Source organism: Pseudomonas sp. R19M (genome assembly GCF_050312585.1).
Lineage (GTDB): Bacteria > Pseudomonadota > Gammaproteobacteria > Pseudomonadales > Pseudomonadaceae > Aquipseudomonas > Aquipseudomonas palleroniana.
The window spans coordinates 1-22,514 of record NZ_JBNPJV010000083.1 but is presented as its reverse complement, the minus strand read 5'-3'; the positions used below and the strand labels follow the sequence as shown (position 1 = coordinate 22,514).

Genomic DNA, 22,514 nt, shown 5'->3' with positions numbered 1-22,514 from the left:
TGCAGTGCCTGCCACGGGAATAACCGATGAATTTCTGGAAAACCGAACGTGGCGCGCTGGTGCTGCTGCTGAGCGTTTCCGCCCTGCTTTTGCTGCTGGGGCTGGGCGCACGCGAGCTGTGGGGGCCGGAAACCCGCTGGGCCAACATCGCCTTGCAGATGCTGCAAAGTGGCGATTACTTCGACCCCTACCTCAAGGGCATGCCGTATTACGACAAACCCCTGCCCTCCTATTGGCTGATCACCGGCTTTGCCAACTTGATGGGGGGCCTGGGCCCTTGGTCGTTGCGCCTGTCGTCAGTCATCTCGGCGTGGTTGAGCATCTGGCTGGTGTACCTGATCGGTGAACAACTGTTCCGCAAAGGCACCGGGTTGATTGCCGGCTGGATGCTCGCGACCACGTTCTACTTCCTGTTCTGGGCCCGCGTGGCCACGGCGGATGTGTTGACGGTGTGCGGCGTGCTGGCGGCAGTGTGGTGGTACTGGCGCGGGCCGGATGACACTCGCCTGGGACGCTATACCGTGTTCTTCCTGCTGCTGGCGGCGACCTCGCTGTTCAAAGGCTTGATCGGTTTTGTGCTACCGGGCCTGGTGTTATTGCCGCACCTGCTCAGTGAGCACCGCTACAAGCGCCACCTCAACCTGCGCCTGGTGGCAGCCATCGTCATCGCCGCAGCGTTCTACGCCATTCCGTTTGTACTGTCCCACCTCTACGGCGCACCAACCTACGGCGCCAGCGGCCTTGAGCTGGTGTTTCGCGAAAACGTGGTGCGCTTCTTCGATCCCTTCGACCATATGGGACCGATCTACACCTACCTGATCTACCTGCCGGTCTACACCCTGCCCTGGGCACCTTGCTGGGTGCTGGGCCTGTGGCTGGCCGTGCGCAACTGGCGCCAGACGCCAGCCAATGTGCGCTGGCTGGTGTGGGGCCTGGGCCTGCTGTTCGTATTCTTCACCGCCAGCGGCAGCCGCCGCAGTTATTACGTGCTGCCGCTGGTGCCGTTTGCGCAGTTGCTGGCCGCCTGGTGGTTGAGCGAGCGCCTGGAGAAAAAGCCGGCCCGTTGGCCGCGCTGGCAAAAAGGTTTCGGCTTCACCGCAGGCTTGCTGCTGTTGGTACTGGGTGTGATCTACCCCTGGACCACCGGCAACGGCGGCGTAACCCGTTTCGCCGAAGACGTGCAAGCCGAGGCCGTCAAAACCGCACCGTGGAACCAATGGCAAATGGTGTTGGTAGAAGTCGACAACAAACTGCCGATGTACTTGCAGAACGGCAGGCAAAACGGCGCCAAACCCTTCTACTACGTCAGCGAAACCCAGGACTTCCCGCGCCAGGGCGACAGTGCCGCGTTCATGGCGTGGCTGAAAAAAACCAGCGGCCAGGACTTCGATCCGCAACGCACAATCATCGTCGCCCAGTATTCCAAGGAAGACCCGACGCCGCTGGCGTTTTTGGGGGCGGACCATCAGGTCATCACCACCCAGCCGGACAATGGCGAACGGCTGTTTCAGAAGCGATCGGGGGGCAGTGTGGCGTTTGTCCCTGCGCCTCAGTAGCGCGTCATGGTGATTGCCATGACCACTACAAATGCCAGTTAGTTAAGGATTAACGCGGTCACTGTGGGAGGGGCGGTGCGACGATTCGACTTGCTCCCGATGGACTGCGTAGCAGGCCCATTTTTGAGGCCGCTGCGCGGCCTATCGGGAGCAAGCCCCCTCCCACAATTTATTCATCGCCCGCTTTATCGCTTAACTGACAGGCATTAGGGCTTGCCCCCTCCCACACTGCATGCCAATCCTCAGATCCGGCGACGACGATTGAGATGGGGGATGGCCGTTTGGGGGGCTTCCACGCGCTGCACGCTGGCGGTGGTACGGGCCGCCAGTTGCGCCAGGGTCGGCTGGCTGAACAAGCTGCGTGCATCCACCTCCAACCCGGCCTTGCGCAAGCGTGCCACCAGACTCACCGCCAGTAAGGAATGCCCGCCCAGCTCAAAGAAATGGTCGTGGCGCCCTACCCGCTCGAGTTTCAAGACGTCGGCCCAGATGCCCGCCATCACGGTTTCCACCTCGCCCTGCGGCGGCTCATACGCACGGCTGACCACGGCATCCAACCCCGGCTCCGGCAGGGCCTTGCGGTCGAGCTTGCCGGCGGGGTTGAGGGGCAATTCACTCAATTGCACAAAGGCGGCCGGTACCATGTATTCCGGCAATCGCTCCAGCACATGGGCACGCAAGGCCTCCAGGCTCGGCGCCGGGGCGCGCAGGGTGAAATAGGCGACCAGGCGTTCATCGCGAATCAGCACCGCTACTTCACGCAGTGCCGGGTGCGCCGCCAGGCAGGCTTCAATTTCGCCCAACTCCAGGCGCACGCCGCGCAGCTTGACCTGAAAGTCATTGCGCCCCAGGAACACCAGGTTGCCGTCCGGCAGGTAACGCACCAGGTCGCCAGTGCGATACAACCGATCACCGGGTACGAACGGGCTGTCGATAAAGCGCTCGGCGGTCATTTGCTCCAGCCCCAGGTAGCCTCGTGCTACGCCGACGCCGCCGATATGCAGCTGACCGCTGACACCCAGCGGCACCGGCCTGTCGTGCTGATCCAGCACATAAAGGCGGGTGTTACTGATGGCCCGCCCGATCGGCAACTGCAGGGCAGGCACCGGCGCATCGGGTTGCAGGGTCCAGATGCAGCTGTCGACCGTGGCTTCGGTGGGGCCATAGACGTTGTGCAAGCGCACCTGGGGCAAGCGCGCCCGGACGCTGCGGGCCAAGGCTTCGGTGAGTTCACCACCGCCGCAAAAGACGTCGGTGAGGCTGCTGCACAACGCCGACGCTTCCAGTTCGAGAAATTGCTGCAGCATGGCCGGTACAAATTGGATCACGGTGATGCGCTGCGTGCGAATCACCTCAGCCAGGTAAGCGGGGTCGCGATGGCCGTCTACCCGTGCCAGCACCAGGCGCATGCCATGGGTCAACGGCCAGAACAGCTCCCACACCGAGCCATCAAAACTGAACGGAGCCCTTTGCAGCAAGGCGCTTCCCGCAGCGTCCGGGCACAATCGGCAAGCCCACTGCATCAGGTTGCACAGGCCGCGATGCTCGACCATCACGCCCTTGGGCGTGCCGGTCGAGCCGGAGGTATACATCACATAGGCCAGGTTGGCGCCGCTCAGGCCGGGAACCAACGGGTTGCCGGTCGGTGCGTGGCTCCAGGCACAACGGTCGAAGTCGATGACCGGGAGCGAGACTTCACCCAATAACTCGCGCGTAGCCGCGTGTACCAGCAGCGCTACGGGTTGACTGTCTTTGAGCATGTAGGCCAGGCGTTCGCTTGGAAAGCCCGGGTCCAGCGGCACATAGGCGCCACCGGCCTTGAGAATCGCCAGCAAGCCCACGACCAATTCCAACCCGCGCTCGACGCACAACGCTACTCGCGAATCCGGCTGCACCCCTCGCTCGCGAAGATGGAAAGCCAGTTGGTTGGCGCGCTCGTTGAGCTCGCGGTAGGTCAGTTGGCCGGCATCGGCCTGCACCGCAATGGCCTGCGGGGTGTGTCGCGCATGGGCTTCAAACAACCCTTGCAGGGTGACAGTCGTAGGGTAGTCGATGTTGCCGGGGTTGAACTCCACCAACAGCTTGCGCAACTCGCTGGCGGGTAACACCGGCACCTCGCTCAAAAGCGTTTGCGGGGCGTGCTCAAGTGCCTGCGCCAGCCCGTTCAATACGGTGTCGAGATAGTCCAGCAAACGCTCGGCACCGACCTCGCGTGGCGCCATCGCCTTGAGGTGAAAACCGCTCGCGGTATCGTCCACGCTGATCATCAGCGGATAACTGACGATGTCTTCACTGCTGACCAGGGCGACGCCCGGCACCAGGTCAAAGTCCTTGTCGCCAGGGGTATGCCGATAGTTGAGCAGACTGTTGAATAGCGGCGTCACGCTGCTGCAACGTTGCGCCAACGCCAGGGACGCTTGCTCGTGAACGAGCAAGGCGCTCAATTGCGCATGGGTGTCGCCCAACGCCTCGACCACGGTCTTGCCGGCCAGGCAGGCCCGCAACGGCAAGGTATTGATAAACATACCCAGTGCACGGTCAGCGCCCTCGCCCGCCTGCAAGCGGCCCAGCAGCACCGTACCGAACACCACGTCATCGCGGCCGGATACGCAACCCAGCACCTGGGCCCACGCCAAGTGGAACAGGCTCGCGGCGCTCACACCCAGCGCACTGGCCTGCGCCCGCAAACGCCGGTTGAGGGGGTCCGTCACCGAGCGTTCGAAGGCTTCGATTTCAGTGCGGTCCAGCTGATGTTCCTGTAGACCGAACGCCAGGGTCGGCTCGCTGACATCCGCCAACCGCTCGCGAAAAAACGCCTCGTGGGCGGCCTGCTGCGCCGCACAGCGGCTCTGTGCCACGACGTTGCGATAAGGCACCGGCGGCGCAAGCTGCGCCTGTTGCCCGAGCATGTGGGCGCGGATTTCGTTGGCCAGGACCGTCATCGAGGTAGCGTCATTGACCAGGTGATGGAAGCGCAACCTCGCCATCCAGCCTTGCTGCCCGGGATCTTCGGCGTACTCCAGGGCCATCAGCGGCGCCTGGCGCAGGTCCAGGGGCTCACACCGTTCACGCAGTGGTTCGACGCGCAAGTGAGCCTGGCGCCACACCACTTGCAGCGGCTGCTCAAGGGCCTCCCACACCAGGCTGGTGCGCAGGATGTCGTGGCGGTCGATCACCTGTTGCAGGGCCTGGGCAAACGCGTCCAACTGCTCGCGCCGGGCAAAGCTGAATATCGCGTGTTGCTGGTACGGGTCGTGTTCGTCGGTGATGTGGTGATAGAGCAAGCCTTCCTGCAGCGGCGCCAGCGGGTAGATTTCCTGCACATTGGCGGCGCCTCCCGGAATGCCGGCGACGATGCGCTCCAGACTCGCCTGGTCCAGCTCGGCCAGCGCGAGCATGTCCGGGGTGATCTGGGTGCAGTGCGCTGCAATCCGGTTGGCCGGCACCTCGCTGTCACTGCCGGCACTCGCCGCCGCCAGTGCGGCCAGGGTCGGCTGGCCGAACAGCACCTGCACATCGGCCCGCAACCCGGCCTGGCGCATGCGCTGCACCAGTTGCACCGCCAGCAATGAATGCCCGCCCAGTTCGAAAAAGTGGTCGTGACGCCCGACCTGTTGCACATGCAACAGGTCGGCCCAGATCTGCGCCAGGGTGGTTTCCACGCCCTCATGCGGCGCCTCGAACGCGCGCGTGATGAAAGCAGCCTGGGTCGGCGCAGGCAGCGCTTTACGGTCGAGCTTGCCATTGGCGGTCAGGGGCAACCCGTCGAGCTTCACGTAGGCCGCGGGCAACATGTAGTCCGGCAGCGACCCTTGCAGATGCGCGCGCAACGCGTCGATATCGACCGGATGCCGCGCAACGAACCACGCCAGCAATTGCCCCTCGCGATACAGCACCACCGCGTCCTGAACCGCCGGATGCATGGCCAGGGCAGATTCGATTTCCCCCAGTTCAATACGCACGCCACGGATTTTCACCTGGTCGTCGTTGCGCCCCAGGTATTCAAGGTTGCCATCAGGCAACCAGCGCGCCAGGTCGCCGGTGCGGTAGAGGCGACCCTCGTCGAAGGGGTTATCGAGAAAGCGCTCGGCACTCAGTTCGGGACGGTTCAGATAGCCACGCGCCACGCCTTTACCGCCAACGTACAACTCCCCCGTCGCGCCGACAGGCACCTGGCGCTGTTGCGCATCGAGCAGGTACACGCGGGCATTGGCAATCGGCCCGCCGATATGCAGCGACCGGCCCACTTCGACACGCCCGCTGGTGGCGACCACCGTGGCTTCAGTGGGGCCATAGTTGTTGATCACCTCGAAGGTTTGCGCTCGGCTGTACGTGCGCAGACGGTCGCCACCAATCAACAGGGTGCGCAGGGTCGGGTGTTCCAGCTGCTGGCTGAAGGCGTACTCGGCCACCGGCGTGGGCAGGAAGCATACGTCCAGAGGTTGCGCACGCCACCAGTCGAGCAAGGCATCAATGTCTTCAGCCCCTTCCTGGGGCGGTGGCAGGTGCAGCGTCGCGCCCACACACAGCGCCGACCAGACCTCCCAGGCCATCGCGTCAAAACCGAACCCGGCCACGCTGGCGGTGTGGCTGCCGGCCTGTAGCTTGAACGCCTGGCAATGCCAGTCCACCAGGTTGGACAGGGTGTGATGCTCGACCATCACGCCTTTGGGCAACCCCGTGGAACCGGAGGTGTAGATCACATAGGCCAGGTTCGACGCGCCGGCCGCCCCCCGCGAGTTGTCGCCCAAGTGCACCGTCGGCCGATCAAGCAACAGAACCGGCACGTCCAGGGCTGGCAGCCGATGCAGCAGAGCGTGCTGGGTCAGCACGGCCACCGGGGCACTGTCCTGCAACAGGTAGTTCAGACGCTCGGCGGGATGGGCCGGGTCTATCGGCACATAACAGGCGCCGGACTTGAGGATCGCCAGCAGCCCCACCAAGGTATCCAGGCCACGTCGGGCCACGATCGCCACGCGATCATCCGGCTCCACACCGTGCGCCAACAGTTGATGGGCCAACGCATTGGCCTGCTGGTTGAGCTGCTGGTAGCTCAGTTGCCGCCCTTGGCACACCGCCGCGACGGCCTGGGGCGTAAGTGCCACCTGGGCTTCGATACGCCGGTGCAGGGTCTGCGGCGTGGTATTGGGCTGCGCGGTGGCATTCCAGCGTTGCAGCTGTGCCTGTTCGGCCGGCGTCACCAGTGAGAACTGCGCGAGCGTCATCTCGGTGTTTTCCAGCCCCTGTTCCAGCAGCCAGGTGAAGCGCTGCGCCAACGCCTGTACCTCGTCGTGCTGGAAGTACGCCTCGTTGTAGACGCAATGCAGGCACGCCGTGTCCTGGTAGCGGTTGCTGCGCAGATGAATGGCGATCGGCAACGGTTCGTGATGGTTGGAGACCTTGATCGCCCGGGCCTGGACCTGGCCATAGCGCAGGTCATGGTCGTCCTGTTCGAAGGACACCGACAGGTCGAACAACTGGCCGCGATCGGTGCGGCGCAGGCCCAGTTCGCGGTTCATTTCACTCAAGGGGAAACGCTGGTGGCGAAAATCCCGCTTGAGCTGATCGCGCACACCGCGCACCAGTGCGCTGAACGGCAACTGCTCACTGAACTGAAAACGCACCGCACTCACCTGGGTGAACAAGCCCACCGTGGAACGAAACCGTGCGTTGGAACGATTAAGAATCGGCAGCCCCACCACCCAGTCATCACGCTGATGGGTGCGGGTGAAATACACATATAACGCCGCCAGCAACACGTGAAACGCCGAGGCCTGGTAATGGTTGGCCACGCGTTCCATACGATCGAGCAGCGACACCGGGAAGGGTTGCAGCAGGGTGTTGCTCGGTGACGGGGTATTCAACCGGGGGGTGAGCAGCGGCTCGGGCAGCAGTTGGTATTTGTCCAGCCAGTAGTCCCGGTCACGGGCGTAGCGAGCGGATTGATGGTAGTGCAGGTCAGCCTCGATGAAGTCGATATAGGACGGCGCTCGCAGCTCAGGTGACCGGCCGTGCTGCAGGTCGGTGTACAGCCGAGCCAGGGATTGCAGCATCTGGCCAAAGCCCCAACCGTCGAGAATCAGGTGATGCGCCTGAGTGCCCAGGCGATAGTGATCATCGTCCAGCTTGACCAAAAAAAAGCGAAACAGCGGCTCGCCGGTCATGGCGTAGGGCCGAGACATCGTGGCCTGCATCAGGGCCTGGGTCGCCGCCTTGGGGTCGGGCAGCGCAGAGAAGTCATGCAGCGTCACTTCGGTCGTCAAGGCGGTGGCGAAGGTTTGCCGGGGCAAGCCATTGCCATCGCTGTGCAGTTGCGTACGCAACGCATCGTGCTTGGCCACCAGCAACTCGACGGCACGCTGGATCAAACCCGGCACCACCGGGCCTGCAAAATCGACATAACCGCCGATGTTGTACAGCGGCGAGTCGCCCACCCGCAGCTGGTCGAGCCAGATGTCTTGTTGGGCGGCGGTGAGGGGGTAACTGACCGGCAGGCTGTCGAGATACTTCATAAGATCCTTCTCATGGGGTCAACACTGGCCGCGCAGGAAGTCCATTACGACGAATTGTCCGGATTGGAGCACGCAGGGCCGGGCACGTCTGTCACCCCAAACCCGGACATTCCTGCACGCCAACGGACCTCGCTGATGGTTCATTACTGAAACGATTAAAGCTCTGTAGGACATTGGCTATATCCGGCCGATGCCACTTGTCTAAAATTTCTATTTAAAATTAATATTTCACTTAAATATCAAGTAGTTAAATAACTCTAAAAATCACCTCCGGCTTTTTTCTGTCGGAATACACCTTCAGAAACGTCGAATTAATGACACCGTTTTTATGGCAGGTTGTGTCCCTCGTTTCCGCTACATACGTAGGACAATTCGCTATGGCTAAATAAAATCTCGAACTCCGAGCTGCGTTCAATGAGTACGGCACGTCCCTCCAGACCCGGGGCGTCCGTTGACGGTTTTCGACATCAAGGATGAGATGGCTATGAGTCTGCCCCGTAGTATTGGCAACACGGAAAACCCGCATTTCTATGCTGAATTGGGTGAGTTGATTTCCAACAGCGGCCACACGAACTTCGCCGCCAACATGCTGCACCTGTTGGACAAGTGGGTACCGATTCACATGGTAGACCTGAGTGAATGGACCCTCGATGAACTGCGCGACAACGTGCTGGATATCACGTTGCTGGGCAGCGCCGGCCTGCAACAAGACCTGTGCGCGCCCCAGCCCTTGCAGCCGCTCAAGGATCATCCGCTGCTGCGCGAGATGCTGCGCATGCAAGACCCGCTGCTGATCCAGTTGAAGGCCAAGGCCGACAGCACTCATCCGCTGGGCACCTCGCACCAGTGCAACCTGGTGTCGCGCCAGGGCAATCGGCGCTGCGTGATTTCACTGTATCGCCAAGCGACCCAGCGTGGATTTTCCCTGGCCGAATTGTCGTTTCTCAAGAGTCTGTCAGACACCTTGCTACCGCTGATGGAGCGGCATGCGCAACTCCTGCGCCAGGCACCCGACACCGAGGCCGAGCCGAGCCACAACCTGATGGAGCAGTCACAGTTGCAGCGTGAGTTCTACAAGCGCTTGTCGCTCAGTGACATCACCCTCTCCGCCCGGGAGCAGGAAGTCTGCCTTGGCCTTTTGACCGGCGGCACCGTGCCGCAAATGGCGGAAAAACTCAGCGTGAAAAACAGCTCGATCGAAACGTACCTCAAGCGTGCCGCCGCCAAGTTGGGCGTCAGTGGCCGCCATGGCCTGGCCAAATGGATGGTTGGCGCTTGATGAGCTGATGGACTTTCGCCGCGCTGGGCATGGCGCTTGGAGCGTTAACGCAAACCCGACTGCCGCAACCGGTATTCCCCCGGAGTCAGCTGTGCGTAACGAAGAAAAAACCGGCTGAAATAGGCCGGGTCCTTGAACCCCAACTGGTAGCAGATTTCATTGGCGGAGCTGCCGGTAAACAGCAACAGGCGCTTGGCTTCCTGCATCAGGCGCTCCAGGATCAGGCGCTTGGACGGCAGGTCGGCCAGGCGCCGACAGACCTCATTGAGGCGCGCTTCGGTGACGCCGATCCCCTCGGCGTAACGCGCCAACGGCCAGTGTTCCAAATAGTGGGCTTCGATCAGTTCGTTGAAGCGATGGAAGATGCGCAGATCCTCATGCCGCGTCGGGCGCGCCGGCAGCGAGTGGGCGCACAGCCGCAGCAGGCGAATCATGATCAGGCGGGTCAGGCTATCCAGCGCGGCGGCGCGCCCTGCCCATTCGGCGTTGATCTCGCTGCTCAAGGCTTCAAACAGTTGATCCAGCCCTTGGGCATCCTCCGTCAACGTGACGCAGGCGGCACCTGAGGCCAGGCTGGGGTCGGCTTCCATCAAGGCCCAGACCAATTGCTGGCGCACCGTCAACACATGCCCATCGGCATCGGCTTCAGTGACAAAGGCATGGGGCACCGTGGGCGGCGTGAGGAAAAACATCGGCCCCGACTCGACGAACTGGCGGTCATCCAGATACACCCGCACCGCGCCACTTTTCACGTAATGCACCTGGAAAAACCGGTCATGCCGATGCACAGGCATGTTGCGCCCGAAAAATCCCGCCAGGTTGGCGAGCTTGTCGTAATGCACCTCGGCATCGCTGTAACGCTGGTCGTAGACCTGCCCGATATTGATGTTGGGAATCGGCTTCACGCTGCTCTCTTCTTGTTATTGAGCGGTCGCTGGATTTTGCCACGCTTGACGGTAGTTAACATATTAATTATAACGTTAACAAATTAACGAACGGCCGATGCAGCCGTCGCCACCGTCAGGAGAAACGCATGAGCCGTACCCTGCATGATGTTGCCAGCGGCACCCTGTTCGGCGTTGCGCTGAACTACCAGGGCCTGCTGGACCAGCATCTCGCCGCCTTCGAACAGGCGCCCTACCAGAAGCCGCCGTCCAAGCCGGTGCTATTCATCAAAACCCCCAATACGCGCAATGAGCACGACGGTGTCGTCCTGCACCCCGCAGGAGAGCGCCTGCAACCGGGGCCTGCGCTGGGTGTGGTGATCGGCCGACGTGCCAGCCGCGTTAGCCTGGAAAACGCCATGACCCATGTGGCCGGGTATGTGGTAGTCAACGAGTTCAGCTTGCCGGAAGACAGTTACTACCGCCCTGCCGTCAAAGCCAAATGCCGCGATGGCTTCTGTGCCTTGGGGCCGCAGGTGGTGCCACGGGATCAAATCGCCAACCCCAATCAGTTGAGTCTCAAACTCTGGGTCAACGGTGAGCTGCGCCAGGAAAACTCCACGTCCAACTGGGTGCGGGACATTGCGCAATTGATCGCCGAGATCAGCGAGTTCATGACCCTGCACCCGGGCGATGTGCTGATCACCGGCACCCCGCAAGGCCGTGTGGATGTGCAGCCAGGCGACCGGGTTGAAGTCGAGATCGAGGGCGTGGGCCACCTGGTCAGCCATGTCCAAGCGGAGAATCAAGCATGAGACACGCCCGCATCCGCTTTGAAGGTCAAACCCACGCCGTCCAGGTCGAGGCCGATAACAGCGTGCGCCTGAACGATGGCCGCCGGGTCGCGGAAGATCAGGTGCAATGGCTGCCGCCGGCTACCGGCACCATGTTCGCCCTCGGCCTGAACTACGCCGACCACGCCGCCGAGCTGGCCTTCAAGCCGCCGACCGAACCCCTGGTATTCATCAAGTCCGTGGGCACCTACACCGGCCATCGTGAGGTCACCTGGCGCCCGGACAACATCGCCTACATGCACTACGAGTGCGAGCTGGTAGCGGTCATCGGCAAGACCGCACGCAACGTCAAGCGCGCCGACGCCCTGGACTATCTCGCGGGCTACACGGTGTGCAACGACTATGCGATCCGCGACTACCTGGAAAACTACTACCGCCCCAACCTGCGCGTGAAAAACCGCGACGCCACCACGCCGGTCGGCCCGTGGATCGTCGATGTGGCCGACGTGCCCGACCCCGGCAACCTGACCCTGCGCACCTGGATCAACGGTGAACTGCGCCAGACCGGCAATACCCGCGACATGATTTTCGATATTCCCTACCTGATCGAATACCTGTCCAGCTTCATGACCCTGCAGCCCGGCGACATGATCGCCACCGGCACGCCCGAGGGCCTGGCCGACGTAGTGCCAGGTGATGAAGTGGTGGTGGAAGTCGAAGGCGTAGGCCGCCTGGTCAACCGAATTGTCAGCGAGGCGGACTTTTTCTCCGCCCGGAAAGAGGCGTGAACCGCATGATCAAACATTGGATCAACGGCCGTGAGGTCGAAAGCAAAGACACCTTCATCAACTACAACCCGGCCACCGGCGAGGCTATTGGCGAAGTCGCCAGTGGCGGGGCCGCAGAGGTCGCCCAAGCGGTGGCGGCCGCCAAAGAGGCGTTCCCCAAGTGGGCCAACACCCCGGCCAAGGAGCGCGCCCGGTTGATGCGCAAGCTCGGCGAATTGATCGAGCAGAACGTGCCGCGCCTGGCCGAGCTGGAAACCCTCGACACCGGCCTGCCGATCCACCAGACCCGGAACGTGCTGATCCCACGCGCTTCGCATAACTTCGACTTCTTCGCCGAAGTCTGCACACGCATGGACGGCCATAGCTACCCCGTCGACGATCAGATGCTCAACTACACCCTGTACCAGCCGGTGGGCGTGTGCGGGCTGGTGTCGCCGTGGAACGTGCCGTTCATGACCGCCACCTGGAAGACCGCACCGTGCCTGGCGCTGGGCAATACGGCGGTGTTGAAGATGTCGGAGCTGTCACCGCTGACCGCCAATGAGCTCGGGCGCCTGGCGGTGGAAGCCGGGATTCCCAACGGGGTGCTCAATGTGATCCAGGGTTATGGCGCGACTGCCGGCGATGCGCTGGTGCGCCACCCGGACGTGCGCGCGATTTCCTTTACCGGGGGCACCGCCACCGGCAGGAAAATCATGCAGACCGCTGGCCTGAAAAAGTACTCCATGGAGCTGGGCGGCAAGTCGCCGGTACTGATCTTTGAAGATGCCGACCTTGAACGTGCCCTCGACGCCGCGCTCTTCACCATCTTTTCCCTGAACGGCGAACGTTGCACCGCCGGCAGCCGGATCTTTATCCAGGAAAGCGTCTACCCGCAATTCGTCGCCGAGTTTGCCGCTCGTGCCAAGCGCTTGATCGTCGGTGACCCACAAGACCCGAAGACCCAGGTCGGCTCGATGATCACCCAGGCGCATTATGACAAGGTCACCGGCTACATTCGGATTGGCCTCGAAGAAGGTGCCACCCTGCTCGCCGGAGGCCTGGAGCGTCCGGCCAACTTGCCTGCGCATTTGAGCAAAGGCCAGTTTATCCAGCCGACCGTCTTTGCCGATGTGCACAACAAGATGCGCATCGCCCAGGAAGAAATCTTCGGCCCGGTGGTGTGCCTGATTCCCTTCAAGGATGAGGCCGAGGCGCTGCAACTGGCCAACGATACCGAATACGGCCTGGCCTCTTACATCTGGACCCAGGATATCGGCAAGGCCCATCGCCTGGCGCACGGAATCGAGGCCGGCATGGTATTTATCAACAGCCAGAATGTGCGGGACCTGCGCCAGCCGTTCGGCGGGGTCAAAGGCTCCGGCACCGGCCGCGAAGGCGGCCAGTACAGCTTTGAAGTGTTTGCCGAGATCAAGAACGTGTGCATTTCCATGGGCAGCCATCACATCCCGCGTTGGGGCGTATGACCACCGACGTTTGCACTCCAACAAGAATAATGACTCAGGAGAATCATCATGGGCGAAGTGGTTCTGGCAGCGAAAATCTGCCACGTACCGTCGATGTACCTGTCGGAACTGCCCGGCAAACATCATGGCTGTCGCGAAGCGGCGATTGCCGGCCATAAGGAAATCGGCCGTCGAGCTCGAGCATTGGGCGCCGACACCGCCGTGGTATTCGACGTGCACTGGCTGGTCAACAGTGGGTATCACGTCAACTGCGGCGCACAGTTCCAGGGTACCTACACCAGCAACGAGCTGCCGCACTTCATCAAGAACATGGACTACGCCTACCCCGGCTGCCCTGAGCTGGGAGAGCTGATCGCCGCCGAGGCCAACCTGGCCGGTGTGCGCAGCATGGCCCATAACATCCCCAGCCTGGAACTGGAATACGGCACGCTGGTGCCCATGCGCTACATGCACATGGACGTGCCGGAGGCTGAAAAACTCCAGGTCATTTCCATCGCCGCCTGGTGCGCCTGGCATCGCCTGGAGGACAGCTTCACGTTCGGCGCCGCCGTGCGCCGAGCCATCGAAAAGAGTGACCGCAAGGTCCTGGTGCTGGCCTCCGGCTCGCTGTCGCACCGTTTCTCGGACGACCGCGAGGCCGAAGCGAATATCCACAACTGGACCCGCGAATTCGACAAACAGATGGACCTGCATGTCGTGGAAATGTGGAAGCAAGGCCGCTTCAAGGAGTTCTGCGCGATGTTGCCCGATTACGCCGAACACTGCTTCGGCGAAGGCAAGATGCACGACACCGCCATGCTCCTGGGCCTGCTGGGCGGACCGGAATATGCCCAGCCCGCCGAGATCATCACGCCGCCGTTCGGCAGCTCGGGCACCGGCCAGATCAACGCGATTTTCCCGCTGTAAACCTGGGAGCAAGCCATGCCGCACTTTATCGCCGAGTACACCGACAACCTCGAACAACAGGCAGACCTGCCCGGCCTGTTTGAAAAAGTCCATCGCGCGCTGGGAGACAGTGGCGTGTTTCCCCTTGGCGGTATCCGCAGCCGGGGTGTGCGCCTGGACACCTGGCGCATGGCCGATGGCAAGCACGACTACGCCTTTGTGCACATGACGCTCAAGGTTGGCCACGGCCGCGACTTGGCCACGCGCCAGGCGGTGGCCGAGGCGGTCTTTGCGCTGATCACCGCGCACTTCGCCGAGCTGCAGGCGCAGCGTTTGCTGGCGCTGTCGTTCGAGATGGTCGAGCTGCACCCACAGCTCAACTTCAAGCAGAACAACGTGCATGCGTTCCTGAACACCCCGGCGAACTGAAACGGACGCAGTCCTTGCAGGAGCGAGCTTGCTCGCGAAGATCCCACAAGCACCGTGGGTAACCAGGGGTACTGCGTTTTGTTGAGGTTTTTCGCGAGCCAGCTCGCGCCTACTCATAAAAAGTACAACATCATGAGCACAGCCCATTCCACTGCCAGCCGCGTACTGGCCGAGCACGACCGCACCCATCGTTTAGTCACCTGGCGCCTGATGCCGCTGTTGCTGGTGTGTTACCTGTTCGCCCATCTGGACCGCATCAACATCGGTTTTGCCAAGATGCAGATGAGCAGCGACCTGCACTTCAGCGATACGGTCTATGGCTTCGGCGCCGGGTTGTTCTTTATCGCCTACGCGCTATTCGGCGTGCCGAGCAACATGGCACTGGACAGGGTCGGCCCGAGGCGCTGGATCGCCAGCCTGATGATCGTGTGGGGGCTTTTGTCCACCGGCATGTTGTGGGTCGAGAGTGCCCGTGGCTTCTATGTGCTGCGTTTTCTGCTGGGGGTGGCCGAGGCGGGGTTTTTCCCGGGCATCCTGGTGTTTCTCAACCGCTGGTATCCGGCGCGCCGTCGCGCTCAGGTCACCGCGCTGTTTGCGATTGCGGTGCCCATGGCCGGAGTCCTGGGTGGGCCGATTTCCGGTGCCATCCTGGAATATTTCCACGACGTAGGCAGCCTGCGCGGCTGGCAGTGGATGTTCCTGATCGAAGGCGCGCCGGTGGTGCTCCTCGGGCTGGTGGTACTCAAGTGGTTGCCGGAGGGTTTCGATTCGGTGAACTGGCTGACGCTCGAACAAAAACAACAACTGCGTGCCCAACTCAGCAGCGAAGAACAGCGCAAGACCATCACCTCATTTGGCGGCATCCTGCGTGACCGTCAAGTGTGGCTGCTGGTGGCGGTGTATTTCGCAGTGATGCTCGCGGTGAACACCCTCGCGTTCTGGATGCCCACCCTGATCCACGGCGCCGGTATTGGTCGCGACAGCCAGGTCGGCTTGTTGAGTGCCGTGCCGTATCTGGCGGGCTGCTGTTTCATGATCGGCTGCGGACGGTCTTCCGACCGTCATCGCGAGCGCCGCTGGCACCTGTGCATACCGCTGCTGATAGCCGCCGTCGGCATTGCCGTCGCCGGCCTGGCGCCGGGCAACCCGTTGCTGGTGATGAGCGGGTTAGTGATGGCCGGCATGGGCGCCAGTGCGGCCCTGCCGATGTTCTGGCAGTTGCCGCCGGCGTTTCTGTCCAACACCACCCAGGCTGCCGGCATTGCCATGATCAGCTCGTTCGGCAGCATCGCCGCGTTCCTCGCGCCCTACCTGATCGGCTGGATGCGCGACGCCACCCAGAGCGCCAGCCTGGCCCTGTATGGACTCGCCCTGTTTATCGCCTTCGGCGGCCTGCTGGTGCTGCGCACCCACGCCGCCATCGTCAACCCACACTAGAGACCGTTGCCATGCTCGACTCCCAGCAAATCCTCGAGGCGGCCAACCGCCTGGACCAAGCCGAACGCAGCCGTGAACAGCTACGCCAGTTTTCCCTCGACTACCCGGGCATCACGATCGAGGATGCCTACGCGATCCAGCGCGCCTGGGTCGCGCAGAAGATCAAGGACGGGCGCACCTTGAAGGGTCACAAGATCGGCCTGACTTCGCGCGCCATGCAGGTCTCGTCGAACATCACTGAGTCCGACTACGGTGTGCTGCTCGATGACATGTTTTTCGACGAAGGCAGTGACATCCCCTTCGAACGCTTCATCGTGCCGCGGGTGGAGGTCGAACTGGCATTCATCCTCGGCAAGCCCCTAAAAGGCCCGAACTGCACGGTGTTCGATGTACTCGACGCCACCGAGTGGGTGATCCCGGCCCTGGAGATCATCGACGCACGCATCCAGCAGGTCGACCCCCACACCCACACGACCCGCAAGGTGTTCGACACCATTTCCGACAACGCCGCGAATGCCGGTGTGGTACTCGGCGGCCGCGCCGTGCGCCCCACCGAGATCGACCTGCGCAAGGTGCCGGCGGTGCTGTACCGCAATGGCGTGATCGAGGAATCCGGCGTATCGGCGGCGGTGCTCAACCACCCGGCCAAGGGGGTGGCGTGGCTGGCCAACAAACTGGCGCCGTACGACGTTACGCTGCTGCCGGGGCAAGTCATCCTGGGGGGCTCCTTTACCCGGCCGGTGGCGGCCAACCCTGGCGATACCTTTCATGTCGACTACGACCTGCTCGGGTCGATTGCCTGCCGTTTCGTCTGAGCCCTGGAGGATTGCCATGGACATGCCCGTCAACCGCTTCAAACACCGCTTGCTCAACGGCGAAGTACAGATCGGCCTATGGCTCGGCCTCGCCGACGCCTACTGTGCGGAACTGGCCGCCAACGCCGGTTTCGACTGGCTGTTGATCGACGGCGAACACGCGCCCAACCCCTTGCAGGGCATGCTCGGCCAGTTGCAGGCCGTGGCGCCCTACCCTGGCCAGGCGTTGATTCGCCCGGTGATCGGCGACAGCGCGCTGATCAAGCAGCTACTGGATATCGGCGCCCAGACATTACTGGTGCCGATGGTGGAAAGTGCCGCCCAGGCCCGGGAACTGGTACGCGCCATGCGCTACCCGCCTCATGGTATTCGCGGGGTCGGCAGTGCCTTGGCCCGGGCGTCACGCTGGAACAGCATCCCCGACTACCTCGACAAAGCCGATGAGCAAATGTGCCTGTTGGTGCAGATCGAAAACCGCGAGGGCCTGGCCAATCTGGACGCGATTGCCGCCGTCGACGGAGTCGACGGTGTCTTTATCGGCCCGGCGGACTTGAGCGCATCGATGGGGCATCGGGGCAATCCTGGGCACCCTGAGGTGCAGGCGGCGATCGAGGACGCCATCGTCCGCATCGTGCAGGCGGGTAAAGCGGCGGGAATTCTCAGTGCCGATGAACGCCTGGCGCGACGCTATATCGAACTGGGCGCTACGTTTGTGGCGGTGGGGGTGGATACCACGGTGTTGATGCGCGGGTTGCAGGCGTTGGCCGGAAAATTCAAAAGCATTCCAGCGGTCGCAACGCTTGGCGGGGTGTACTGATAATCCCGTGTGGGGGGGGCGGTACGACGACTCGACTTGCCCCCTCCCACATTTTGCTCCTCAGTGGGAGGGGCAATGACTCAGCGTTTGAGGTTGATGTTCTTCAAGTCTTCCAACAGCGCCAACAGGGCCTCGAACTTCTCTTCGCCCAACTGATCCTGCAAGCGCTGATAGTTGGCCTCCATGCACTGGCTCATGGACTCGAAACTCGCTTTGCCCTTGTCGGCCAGCGTCACCAGTACGCGGCGCTGGTCCTGCTCGGCTTTGCGCCGGTGCACCATGCCGGCGGCTTCCATGCGCACCAGCACGCCGGTCATGCTCGGCTTGAGGATGCAGGCCAGTTCCGCCAACTGGTAAATCTCCAGCTCACCATATTGCTCAAGGATGCGGATGATCCGCCATTGCTGTTCGGTCAGGCCGTGCTCATTCAAGGACGGGCGGAAGAAACTCATTGCGGCTTCGCGGGCTTGCAGCAGGGTCAAGGTCAGGGACTGGCGAGGTTTGGACATAGGGATCAGGGTCACGAGGTATTTAGTTAATAATTTAACGAAACTCTAGCATTCCCTGCCGACGAGCGCGCTATAACTTGTTGATCGCACCGCCCATGGCGCTCTGAATCAAATGCCTGGGCACGCAGCGTCAAGACTTCCATCCCGTCTGGGGCCCTAATGGAGGCATCCGCTTTAGAGCCTTCCTTCACTTTTTCAGGCTACGCCATGATCAACATCGAAACCCCGACGTATTACACCGCGACCAAGAAATACAACCTCAGCTTCCCCACCCTGGAACAGGATATCGACGCCGATGTGGTGGTGATCGGCGGGGGTTTCTCCGGCATCAACACGGCCCTGGAACTGGCGGAAAAAGGCATCACCAACATCGTCGTGCTGGAGGCACGCTACCTGGGCTTCGGCGGCACTGGCCGCAACGGCGGGCAGATCATGGCCGGCATCGGCCACGACCTGGAGAAGATCAAAAAGGATGTCGGCGAAGACGGCCTGCGCCAAGTGTTCGAGATCAGCGACCTGGGTGCCGACATCATCAAGAACCGTATCGCCAAGTACAACATCGATGCGGATTTCTGCCACGGCTACGGCTACATGGGCTTCAACGCCCGCCAGGAAAAAACCCTGCGCGCCTGGGAAAAAGACTTCAAGTCGATCAACAGCCAGCACGAGATCCGCTTTCTCGGCGGTAGCGATGTGCAACAGATCATCGGCTCCAACGCCTACACGAGCGCCCTGCTGCACATGGGCGGCGGGCATGTGCACTCGCTGAACCTGCTGCTGGGCGAAGCCACCGCCCTGGCCGGCCATGGTGTACGGATTTTCGAGAACAGCCCGGCGCTGGAAGTCCGCTATGGCGAGCGCATCACCGTGCGTACGGGGCGCGGTTCGGTGCGCGCCAGCAAGTTGTTGTGGGCCTGCGACAGTTTCCTCAACAAGCTGGAACCGGAGCTGCATCGCTCGACCATCAACACCTACGCGTTCCAGATGATGACCGAGCCATTGCCCGAAGAGTTGATCCAGCGCATCAGCCCGATTCGCGGGGCCTACAGCGACATTCGCCCGGTGATCGACTACTACCGCGTGACCAACGAGAACCGCCTGCTGTTCGGCGCCGCCACCCCGCTGGTGGAACATATTCCCGGCGACCTCAAAGCCTGGAACCGGCACCTGATGCTGAAGATTTTCCCCTACCTCAAGGACGTGAAAATCGACCTGGCCTGGGGCGGCCCGATGGCGTGCAGCCCCAACCTGTTTCCGCAGATCGGCACCTTGCCGGGGCGCAGCAATGCGTTTTTCGTGCAGGGCTACTCAGGCTTTGGCGTAACGCCCAGCCACATCATCTGCAAGGTTTTGGCCGAAGGCATGAGCGAAGGCTCGGCGCGCTATGACCTGGTCAGTTCCATTCATCGCCCCACCATCATCGGCAAGGACGCTATCCGCCCATTGTTGCTGACGGCGGGCAAATCCTGGCACCAACTTTCCGGTTACTGGAACGGGCGCCGCTAATCCCCCTTTTTACTCATCAGGAGCAACTGCCATGACCCTTACCACCCTCAAACACGACGTCCAGCTATCGGCACTCGACGCCTGGGGCAGTGTGGCCGACCTCGGCTCGCAGATTCTTGAAGGCGAAGTACGCGCCTACGGCAAGATGACATTCGGCGCGCCGACCGACCCCGTCAGCAGCGCCTATTTCGGCACGACCCAAGGCAAGTTCCGCATGATCTACCCGTTCGCCGAACAAGCCACCCTCCTGACCGGCGAAGTGATCCTGACCGATGAATCCACCGGCCAGTCGGCGCGCTACAAGGCCGGAGACAGCTGGTTCGTGACCAAGGGCACGCCGGTGTTGTGGGAAGTGGTCAGCGAGAGTTTCGTCAAACACTACTTCGCCGTCGTGTAAGGAGGCGTTGCCATGACGAGTTCTACCGATTGGATCACCGTCGGCGCGCTGGCCGACGGTTTCGCCCCGCACGCCTTTATCCTGCCGAACCTGGCCGAGCTGGCCGGCCAGACCTTCACCCTGCACTTCGCCAATGGCTGGCAGATCGAGCACCGTTTCGAGCCGGAGCGCCTGGCCTGGCATGCCGCCGATGGGCACTCCAGCGGCAGCGCGCCCTACCGCGCCACCTCGATCCGCCCAGGGCTGTACCTGGTGGATTTCATCAAGCACGAAGCCGGGCAAAGCTGGTCGATCAGCCTGGTGCTGGATGTTGCGGGAGCGTCGTTCACGGCCGTGATCGGCAGCCTGCCCAGTCCACAGCAGACCCAGGAAGGCCTTTACCATCGTGCCCTGGCCGGCAAACCGCTGACCTCGGTGCAGGTCGACTTCCTCCACGGCAGCCTCGACCGCCCCTGGCAGGACCGTCATTGCCCGCACGCACCTACCGCCGAGCTGGTGGGGCTGCGCAACCAATATCGCTACAGCCCCAGCGAAGTCTATGAGCACATCTACCTCAACGAGCGCTTCTACGCGTGGCAGTGCCTCAAAGGCGTGGAGCAAGGCCTGTGCGACACCGACCGCTGCCATTACTACAAGATCGCCGAGCAGTTGTACCTGTTTGTATGGCAGGAGAAGATCGTGCCCACCCTCGGCCTGGTGCTGATTGATCTGCAACAGCACCGCAGCGACGGCAAGATTTTCGGCTATGCCGGGACGTCGTTCGATGCGCTGTCGAACTTCCCGGTCAGCTCGTACTGCCAGGTGCTCAACCGCACGGAATACCCCCGTGACTGAGCCGCGCACGGTGCTGATCACCGGCGCCGGCAGCGGCATCGGCGCGGCCTGCGCGCGGCTGCATGCCGAGGACGGCGCACGCCTGGTGCTGGTCGGCCGGCGTCGTGAGCCGCTGGAGCAGGTGGCACGCGAAACCGGTGGGCTGATCCTGGTGGGCGACGCCGCCTGCCCGGACACCTGGGACGGCTTTATCCAGCAGATCCATGAGCATTACGGGCGCCTCGACGTGCTGCTGGCCTGTGCCGGTGGCCATGGCCTGGGCAGCGCGACCCAGACTCGCCCCGCCACTTGGGCAGACGCCCTGCGCAGTAACCTCGACAGCGCGTTCTACAGTGCCCGCGCCTGTTTGCCGTTGCTGCAGGCGAGCACGGGCAACATCGTGCTGATCGGCTCCATCGCCTCGTTGGCCGCAGGGCCTGAAGTGTGCGGCTACACCACGGCCAAACATGCGTTGCTCGGGCTCAATCGCTCCCTCGCGCGCGATTACGGGCCGTACGGCGTGCGGGTGAACGCGGTGTGCCCGGGCTGGGTACACACGCCCATGGCCGATGCGGAGATGCAAGCGTTGATGGACGCTTATGGCGATACCTTGCAGCAGGCCTATGCCCGCGTATGCACCGACGTCCCTTTGCGACGGGCCGCCCAGCCGGAGGAAATCGCCAAGGTGTGCCGCTTCCTGGCGTCCAGCGATGCCTCGATCATGACCGGCGCCACCGTGGTGGCTGACGGTGGTTCCAGCATCGTCGACGTTCCCACGCTGGCTTTCGCACACTTGGAGAGCGCCCATGAATGACCTGGAATTCAGCGGGCAAGTGGTGCTGGTCACCGGCGGCGCCCAAGGCATCGGGTGTGGCATCGTCGAGGCTTTTGCCCGGCGCGGCGCACGGGTGGTGATTGCCGACCGCCTGCTGGCGCAGGCCCAGGCAGTGGCCGCGACACTGTGCACGCAGGGTTATGACGTCCAAGCGCTGGGTGTGGACCTGGCGGAGGCCGAGGCGGTGCGGGACTGCGTCCAGGCGCTGCCCCGGCTGGATACCGTGGTGCACAACGCCGGGTATTTTCCATTGACCGCCCTGGAAGACATCACCCCGGCACTCCTGCAGCGCACCTTGGCGGTCAACCTGTCGTCGCTGTTCTGGCTGACCCAGGCGGCGTTGCCGATGTTCCGCGCACAAGGCCGGGGCTGTGTGCTGGTCACGTCGTCCGTTACCGGCAATCGGGTCGGCTACCCGGGGCTGAGTCATTACGCGGCGTCCAAGGCCGGGGTCAACGGTTTTATCCGCAATGCCGCGCTGGAGCTGGCACCGCTGAACGTGCGGGTCAATGGCGTGGAGCCCGGCATGATCGCCACTCCGGCGATGGGTAATCTGGGCGACACTTCGGTGACTGACAGCATCGCCAGTCGCGTGCCCCTGGGGCGCCTGGGTGTGGCGGCGGATATTGCCGGGGCCATGCTGTTCCTGGCCTCGGATCTGGCCAGCTACATCACCGGGCAGACCCTGGTGGTAGATGGTGGCTCGACCTTGCCGGAGGTCTGAAATGCGATTCGAATGTGGGAGGGGGCTTGCTCCCGATAGCGGTGGGTCAGTCAATACAAGGACTGACT

At 62.5% G+C, this 22,514-nt stretch carries 18 protein-coding genes; 15 read left to right on the top strand and 3 right to left on the bottom strand.

The features are described from left to right. Positions 1-26: 26 nt before the first annotated feature. Complete coding sequence (locus ACQRBT_RS18720; protein ID WP_060756836.1) at positions 27-1,556, top strand: ArnT family glycosyltransferase; 1,530 nt, start codon at positions 27-29, stop codon at positions 1,554-1,556. A 242-nt stretch (positions 1,557-1,798) separates the two neighbouring features. On the opposite strand, the gene ACQRBT_RS18715 is transcribed toward ACQRBT_RS18720, so the two are convergent. Next, on the bottom strand, positions 1,799-8,068 hold the full coding sequence (locus ACQRBT_RS18715; protein WP_412046291.1) for an amino acid adenylation domain-containing protein: 6,270 nt from the start codon (positions 8,066-8,068) through the stop codon (positions 1,799-1,801). A gap of 484 nt (positions 8,069-8,552) precedes the next feature. Here ACQRBT_RS18715 and ACQRBT_RS18710 point away from each other — a divergent pair, with 484 nt between their 5' ends. Beyond that, positions 8,553-9,347 (top strand): helix-turn-helix transcriptional regulator, encoded by a 795-nt coding sequence (locus tag ACQRBT_RS18710; protein WP_060756838.1) that lies wholly within the window; start codon positions 8,553-8,555, stop codon positions 9,345-9,347. A 44-nt stretch (positions 9,348-9,391) separates the two neighbouring features. Here ACQRBT_RS18710 and hpaA read toward each other — a convergent pair whose 3' ends face one another. Then, complete coding sequence (gene hpaA / locus ACQRBT_RS18705) at positions 9,392-10,252, bottom strand: 4-hydroxyphenylacetate catabolism regulatory protein HpaA (protein ID WP_060756839.1); 861 nt, start codon at positions 10,250-10,252, stop codon at positions 9,392-9,394. A gap of 128 nt (positions 10,253-10,380) precedes the next feature. On the opposite strand from hpaA, the gene ACQRBT_RS18700 reads away from it, so the two are divergent. The 8 genes from ACQRBT_RS18700 to hpaI all read left to right on the top strand — a co-directional run bounded on the left by ACQRBT_RS18700 (position 10,381) and on the right by hpaI (position 17,662). Then, entirely contained in the window at positions 10,381-11,046 is a 666-nt protein-coding gene (locus ACQRBT_RS18700; RefSeq protein WP_244699691.1) for a fumarylacetoacetate hydrolase family protein, read from the top strand. Further along, positions 11,043-11,813, top strand: coding sequence for a fumarylacetoacetate hydrolase family protein (locus ACQRBT_RS18695; RefSeq protein ID WP_060756840.1), 771 nt, complete (start codon positions 11,043-11,045; stop codon positions 11,811-11,813). Before ACQRBT_RS18700 ends, ACQRBT_RS18695 begins: the two co-directional genes overlap by 4 nt. A gap of 5 nt (positions 11,814-11,818) precedes the next feature. Further along, the gene (hpaE, locus tag ACQRBT_RS18690) at positions 11,819-13,279 is read left to right on the top strand and encodes a 5-carboxymethyl-2-hydroxymuconate semialdehyde dehydrogenase (protein ID WP_060756933.1); all 1,461 of its coding nucleotides are present in this window, start codon (positions 11,819-11,821) and stop codon (positions 13,277-13,279) included. Between the two features lie 48 nt (positions 13,280-13,327). Next, positions 13,328-14,185, top strand: a complete 858-nt coding sequence (hpaD, locus tag ACQRBT_RS18685; RefSeq protein WP_090369949.1) for a 3,4-dihydroxyphenylacetate 2,3-dioxygenase — start codon at positions 13,328-13,330, stop codon at positions 14,183-14,185. A 15-nt stretch (positions 14,186-14,200) separates the two neighbouring features. Further along, the gene (locus ACQRBT_RS18680) at positions 14,201-14,593 is read left to right on the top strand and encodes a 5-carboxymethyl-2-hydroxymuconate isomerase (RefSeq protein ID WP_412046292.1); all 393 of its coding nucleotides are present in this window, start codon (positions 14,201-14,203) and stop codon (positions 14,591-14,593) included. Positions 14,594-14,725: 132 nt separating this feature from the next. After that, positions 14,726-16,030: an MFS transporter gene (locus ACQRBT_RS18675; protein WP_412046293.1), complete on the top strand. Its 1,305-nt coding sequence runs from the start codon at positions 14,726-14,728 to the stop codon at positions 16,028-16,030. A gap of 11 nt (positions 16,031-16,041) precedes the next feature. Further along, positions 16,042-16,845 carry a 2-oxo-hept-4-ene-1,7-dioate hydratase gene (hpaH, locus tag ACQRBT_RS18670; RefSeq protein ID WP_412046294.1) on the top strand — a complete coding sequence of 268 codons (804 nt, stop codon included), beginning with the start codon at positions 16,042-16,044 and terminating at the stop codon, positions 16,843-16,845. 16 nt (positions 16,846-16,861) lie between these two features. Beyond that, the gene (gene hpaI, locus ACQRBT_RS18665; protein ID WP_060756845.1) at positions 16,862-17,662 is read left to right on the top strand and encodes a 4-hydroxy-2-oxoheptanedioate aldolase; all 801 of its coding nucleotides are present in this window, start codon (positions 16,862-16,864) and stop codon (positions 17,660-17,662) included. A gap of 80 nt (positions 17,663-17,742) precedes the next feature. Here the strand turns inward: hpaI and hpaR are convergent, their stop codons facing one another. Further along, positions 17,743-18,171 carry a homoprotocatechuate degradation operon regulator HpaR gene (gene hpaR / locus ACQRBT_RS18660; RefSeq protein WP_060756846.1) on the bottom strand — a complete coding sequence of 143 codons (429 nt, stop codon included), beginning with the start codon at positions 18,169-18,171 and terminating at the stop codon, positions 17,743-17,745. A gap of 207 nt (positions 18,172-18,378) precedes the next feature. On the opposite strand from hpaR, the gene ACQRBT_RS18655 reads away from it, so the two are divergent. The 5 genes from ACQRBT_RS18655 to ACQRBT_RS18635 are packed head-to-tail and all read left to right on the top strand — an operon-like array spanning position 18,379 to position 22,446. Next, positions 18,379-19,677, top strand: a complete 1,299-nt coding sequence (locus tag ACQRBT_RS18655; protein ID WP_412046295.1) for an NAD(P)/FAD-dependent oxidoreductase — start codon at positions 18,379-18,381, stop codon at positions 19,675-19,677. Positions 19,678-19,708: 31 nt separating this feature from the next. Next, positions 19,709-20,074 carry a cupin domain-containing protein gene (locus ACQRBT_RS18650; protein WP_412046296.1) on the top strand — a complete coding sequence of 122 codons (366 nt, stop codon included), beginning with the start codon at positions 19,709-19,711 and terminating at the stop codon, positions 20,072-20,074. Between the two features lie 12 nt (positions 20,075-20,086). Next, the gene (locus ACQRBT_RS18645) at positions 20,087-20,908 is read left to right on the top strand and encodes a molybdenum cofactor biosynthesis F family protein (RefSeq protein WP_412046297.1); all 822 of its coding nucleotides are present in this window, start codon (positions 20,087-20,089) and stop codon (positions 20,906-20,908) included. Further along, the gene (locus ACQRBT_RS18640; RefSeq protein WP_412046298.1) at positions 20,901-21,701 is read left to right on the top strand and encodes an SDR family NAD(P)-dependent oxidoreductase; all 801 of its coding nucleotides are present in this window, start codon (positions 20,901-20,903) and stop codon (positions 21,699-21,701) included. The genes ACQRBT_RS18645 and ACQRBT_RS18640 overlap by 8 nt, the downstream gene beginning before the upstream one ends. After that, the gene (locus tag ACQRBT_RS18635; protein ID WP_412046299.1) at positions 21,694-22,446 is read left to right on the top strand and encodes an SDR family oxidoreductase; all 753 of its coding nucleotides are present in this window, start codon (positions 21,694-21,696) and stop codon (positions 22,444-22,446) included. Before ACQRBT_RS18640 ends, ACQRBT_RS18635 begins: the two co-directional genes overlap by 8 nt. The last annotated feature ends 68 nt before the right edge of the window (positions 22,447-22,514 follow it).

Excerpts from the sequence above, each read along its gene's own strand:
- ACQRBT_RS18720 (WP_060756836.1), top strand. The coding sequence starts at position 27 with ATGAATTTCTGGAAAACCGAACGTGGCGCGCTGGTGCTGCTGCTGAGC.
- ACQRBT_RS18715 (WP_412046291.1), bottom strand. The coding sequence starts at position 8,068 with ATGAAGTATCTCGACAGCCTGCCGGTCAGTTACCCCCTCACCGCCGCC.
- ACQRBT_RS18710 (WP_060756838.1), top strand. The coding sequence starts at position 8,553 with ATGAGTCTGCCCCGTAGTATTGGCAACACGGAAAACCCGCATTTCTAT.
- ACQRBT_RS18700 (WP_244699691.1), top strand. The coding sequence starts at position 10,381 with ATGAGCCGTACCCTGCATGATGTTGCCAGCGGCACCCTGTTCGGCGTT.
- ACQRBT_RS18695 (WP_060756840.1), top strand. The coding sequence starts at position 11,043 with ATGAGACACGCCCGCATCCGCTTTGAAGGTCAAACCCACGCCGTCCAG.
- hpaE (WP_060756933.1), top strand. The coding sequence starts at position 11,819 with ATGATCAAACATTGGATCAACGGCCGTGAGGTCGAAAGCAAAGACACC.
- hpaD (WP_090369949.1), top strand. The coding sequence starts at position 13,328 with ATGGGCGAAGTGGTTCTGGCAGCGAAAATCTGCCACGTACCGTCGATG.
- ACQRBT_RS18680 (WP_412046292.1), top strand. The coding sequence starts at position 14,201 with ATGCCGCACTTTATCGCCGAGTACACCGACAACCTCGAACAACAGGCA.
- ACQRBT_RS18675 (WP_412046293.1), top strand. The coding sequence starts at position 14,726 with ATGAGCACAGCCCATTCCACTGCCAGCCGCGTACTGGCCGAGCACGAC.
- hpaH (WP_412046294.1), top strand. The coding sequence starts at position 16,042 with ATGCTCGACTCCCAGCAAATCCTCGAGGCGGCCAACCGCCTGGACCAA.
- hpaI (WP_060756845.1), top strand. The coding sequence starts at position 16,862 with ATGGACATGCCCGTCAACCGCTTCAAACACCGCTTGCTCAACGGCGAA.
- hpaR (WP_060756846.1), bottom strand. The coding sequence starts at position 18,171 with ATGTCCAAACCTCGCCAGTCCCTGACCTTGACCCTGCTGCAAGCCCGC.
- ACQRBT_RS18655 (WP_412046295.1), top strand. The coding sequence starts at position 18,379 with ATGATCAACATCGAAACCCCGACGTATTACACCGCGACCAAGAAATAC.
- ACQRBT_RS18650 (WP_412046296.1), top strand. The coding sequence starts at position 19,709 with ATGACCCTTACCACCCTCAAACACGACGTCCAGCTATCGGCACTCGAC.
- ACQRBT_RS18645 (WP_412046297.1), top strand. The coding sequence starts at position 20,087 with ATGACGAGTTCTACCGATTGGATCACCGTCGGCGCGCTGGCCGACGGT.
- ACQRBT_RS18635 (WP_412046299.1), top strand. The coding sequence starts at position 21,694 with ATGAATGACCTGGAATTCAGCGGGCAAGTGGTGCTGGTCACCGGCGGC.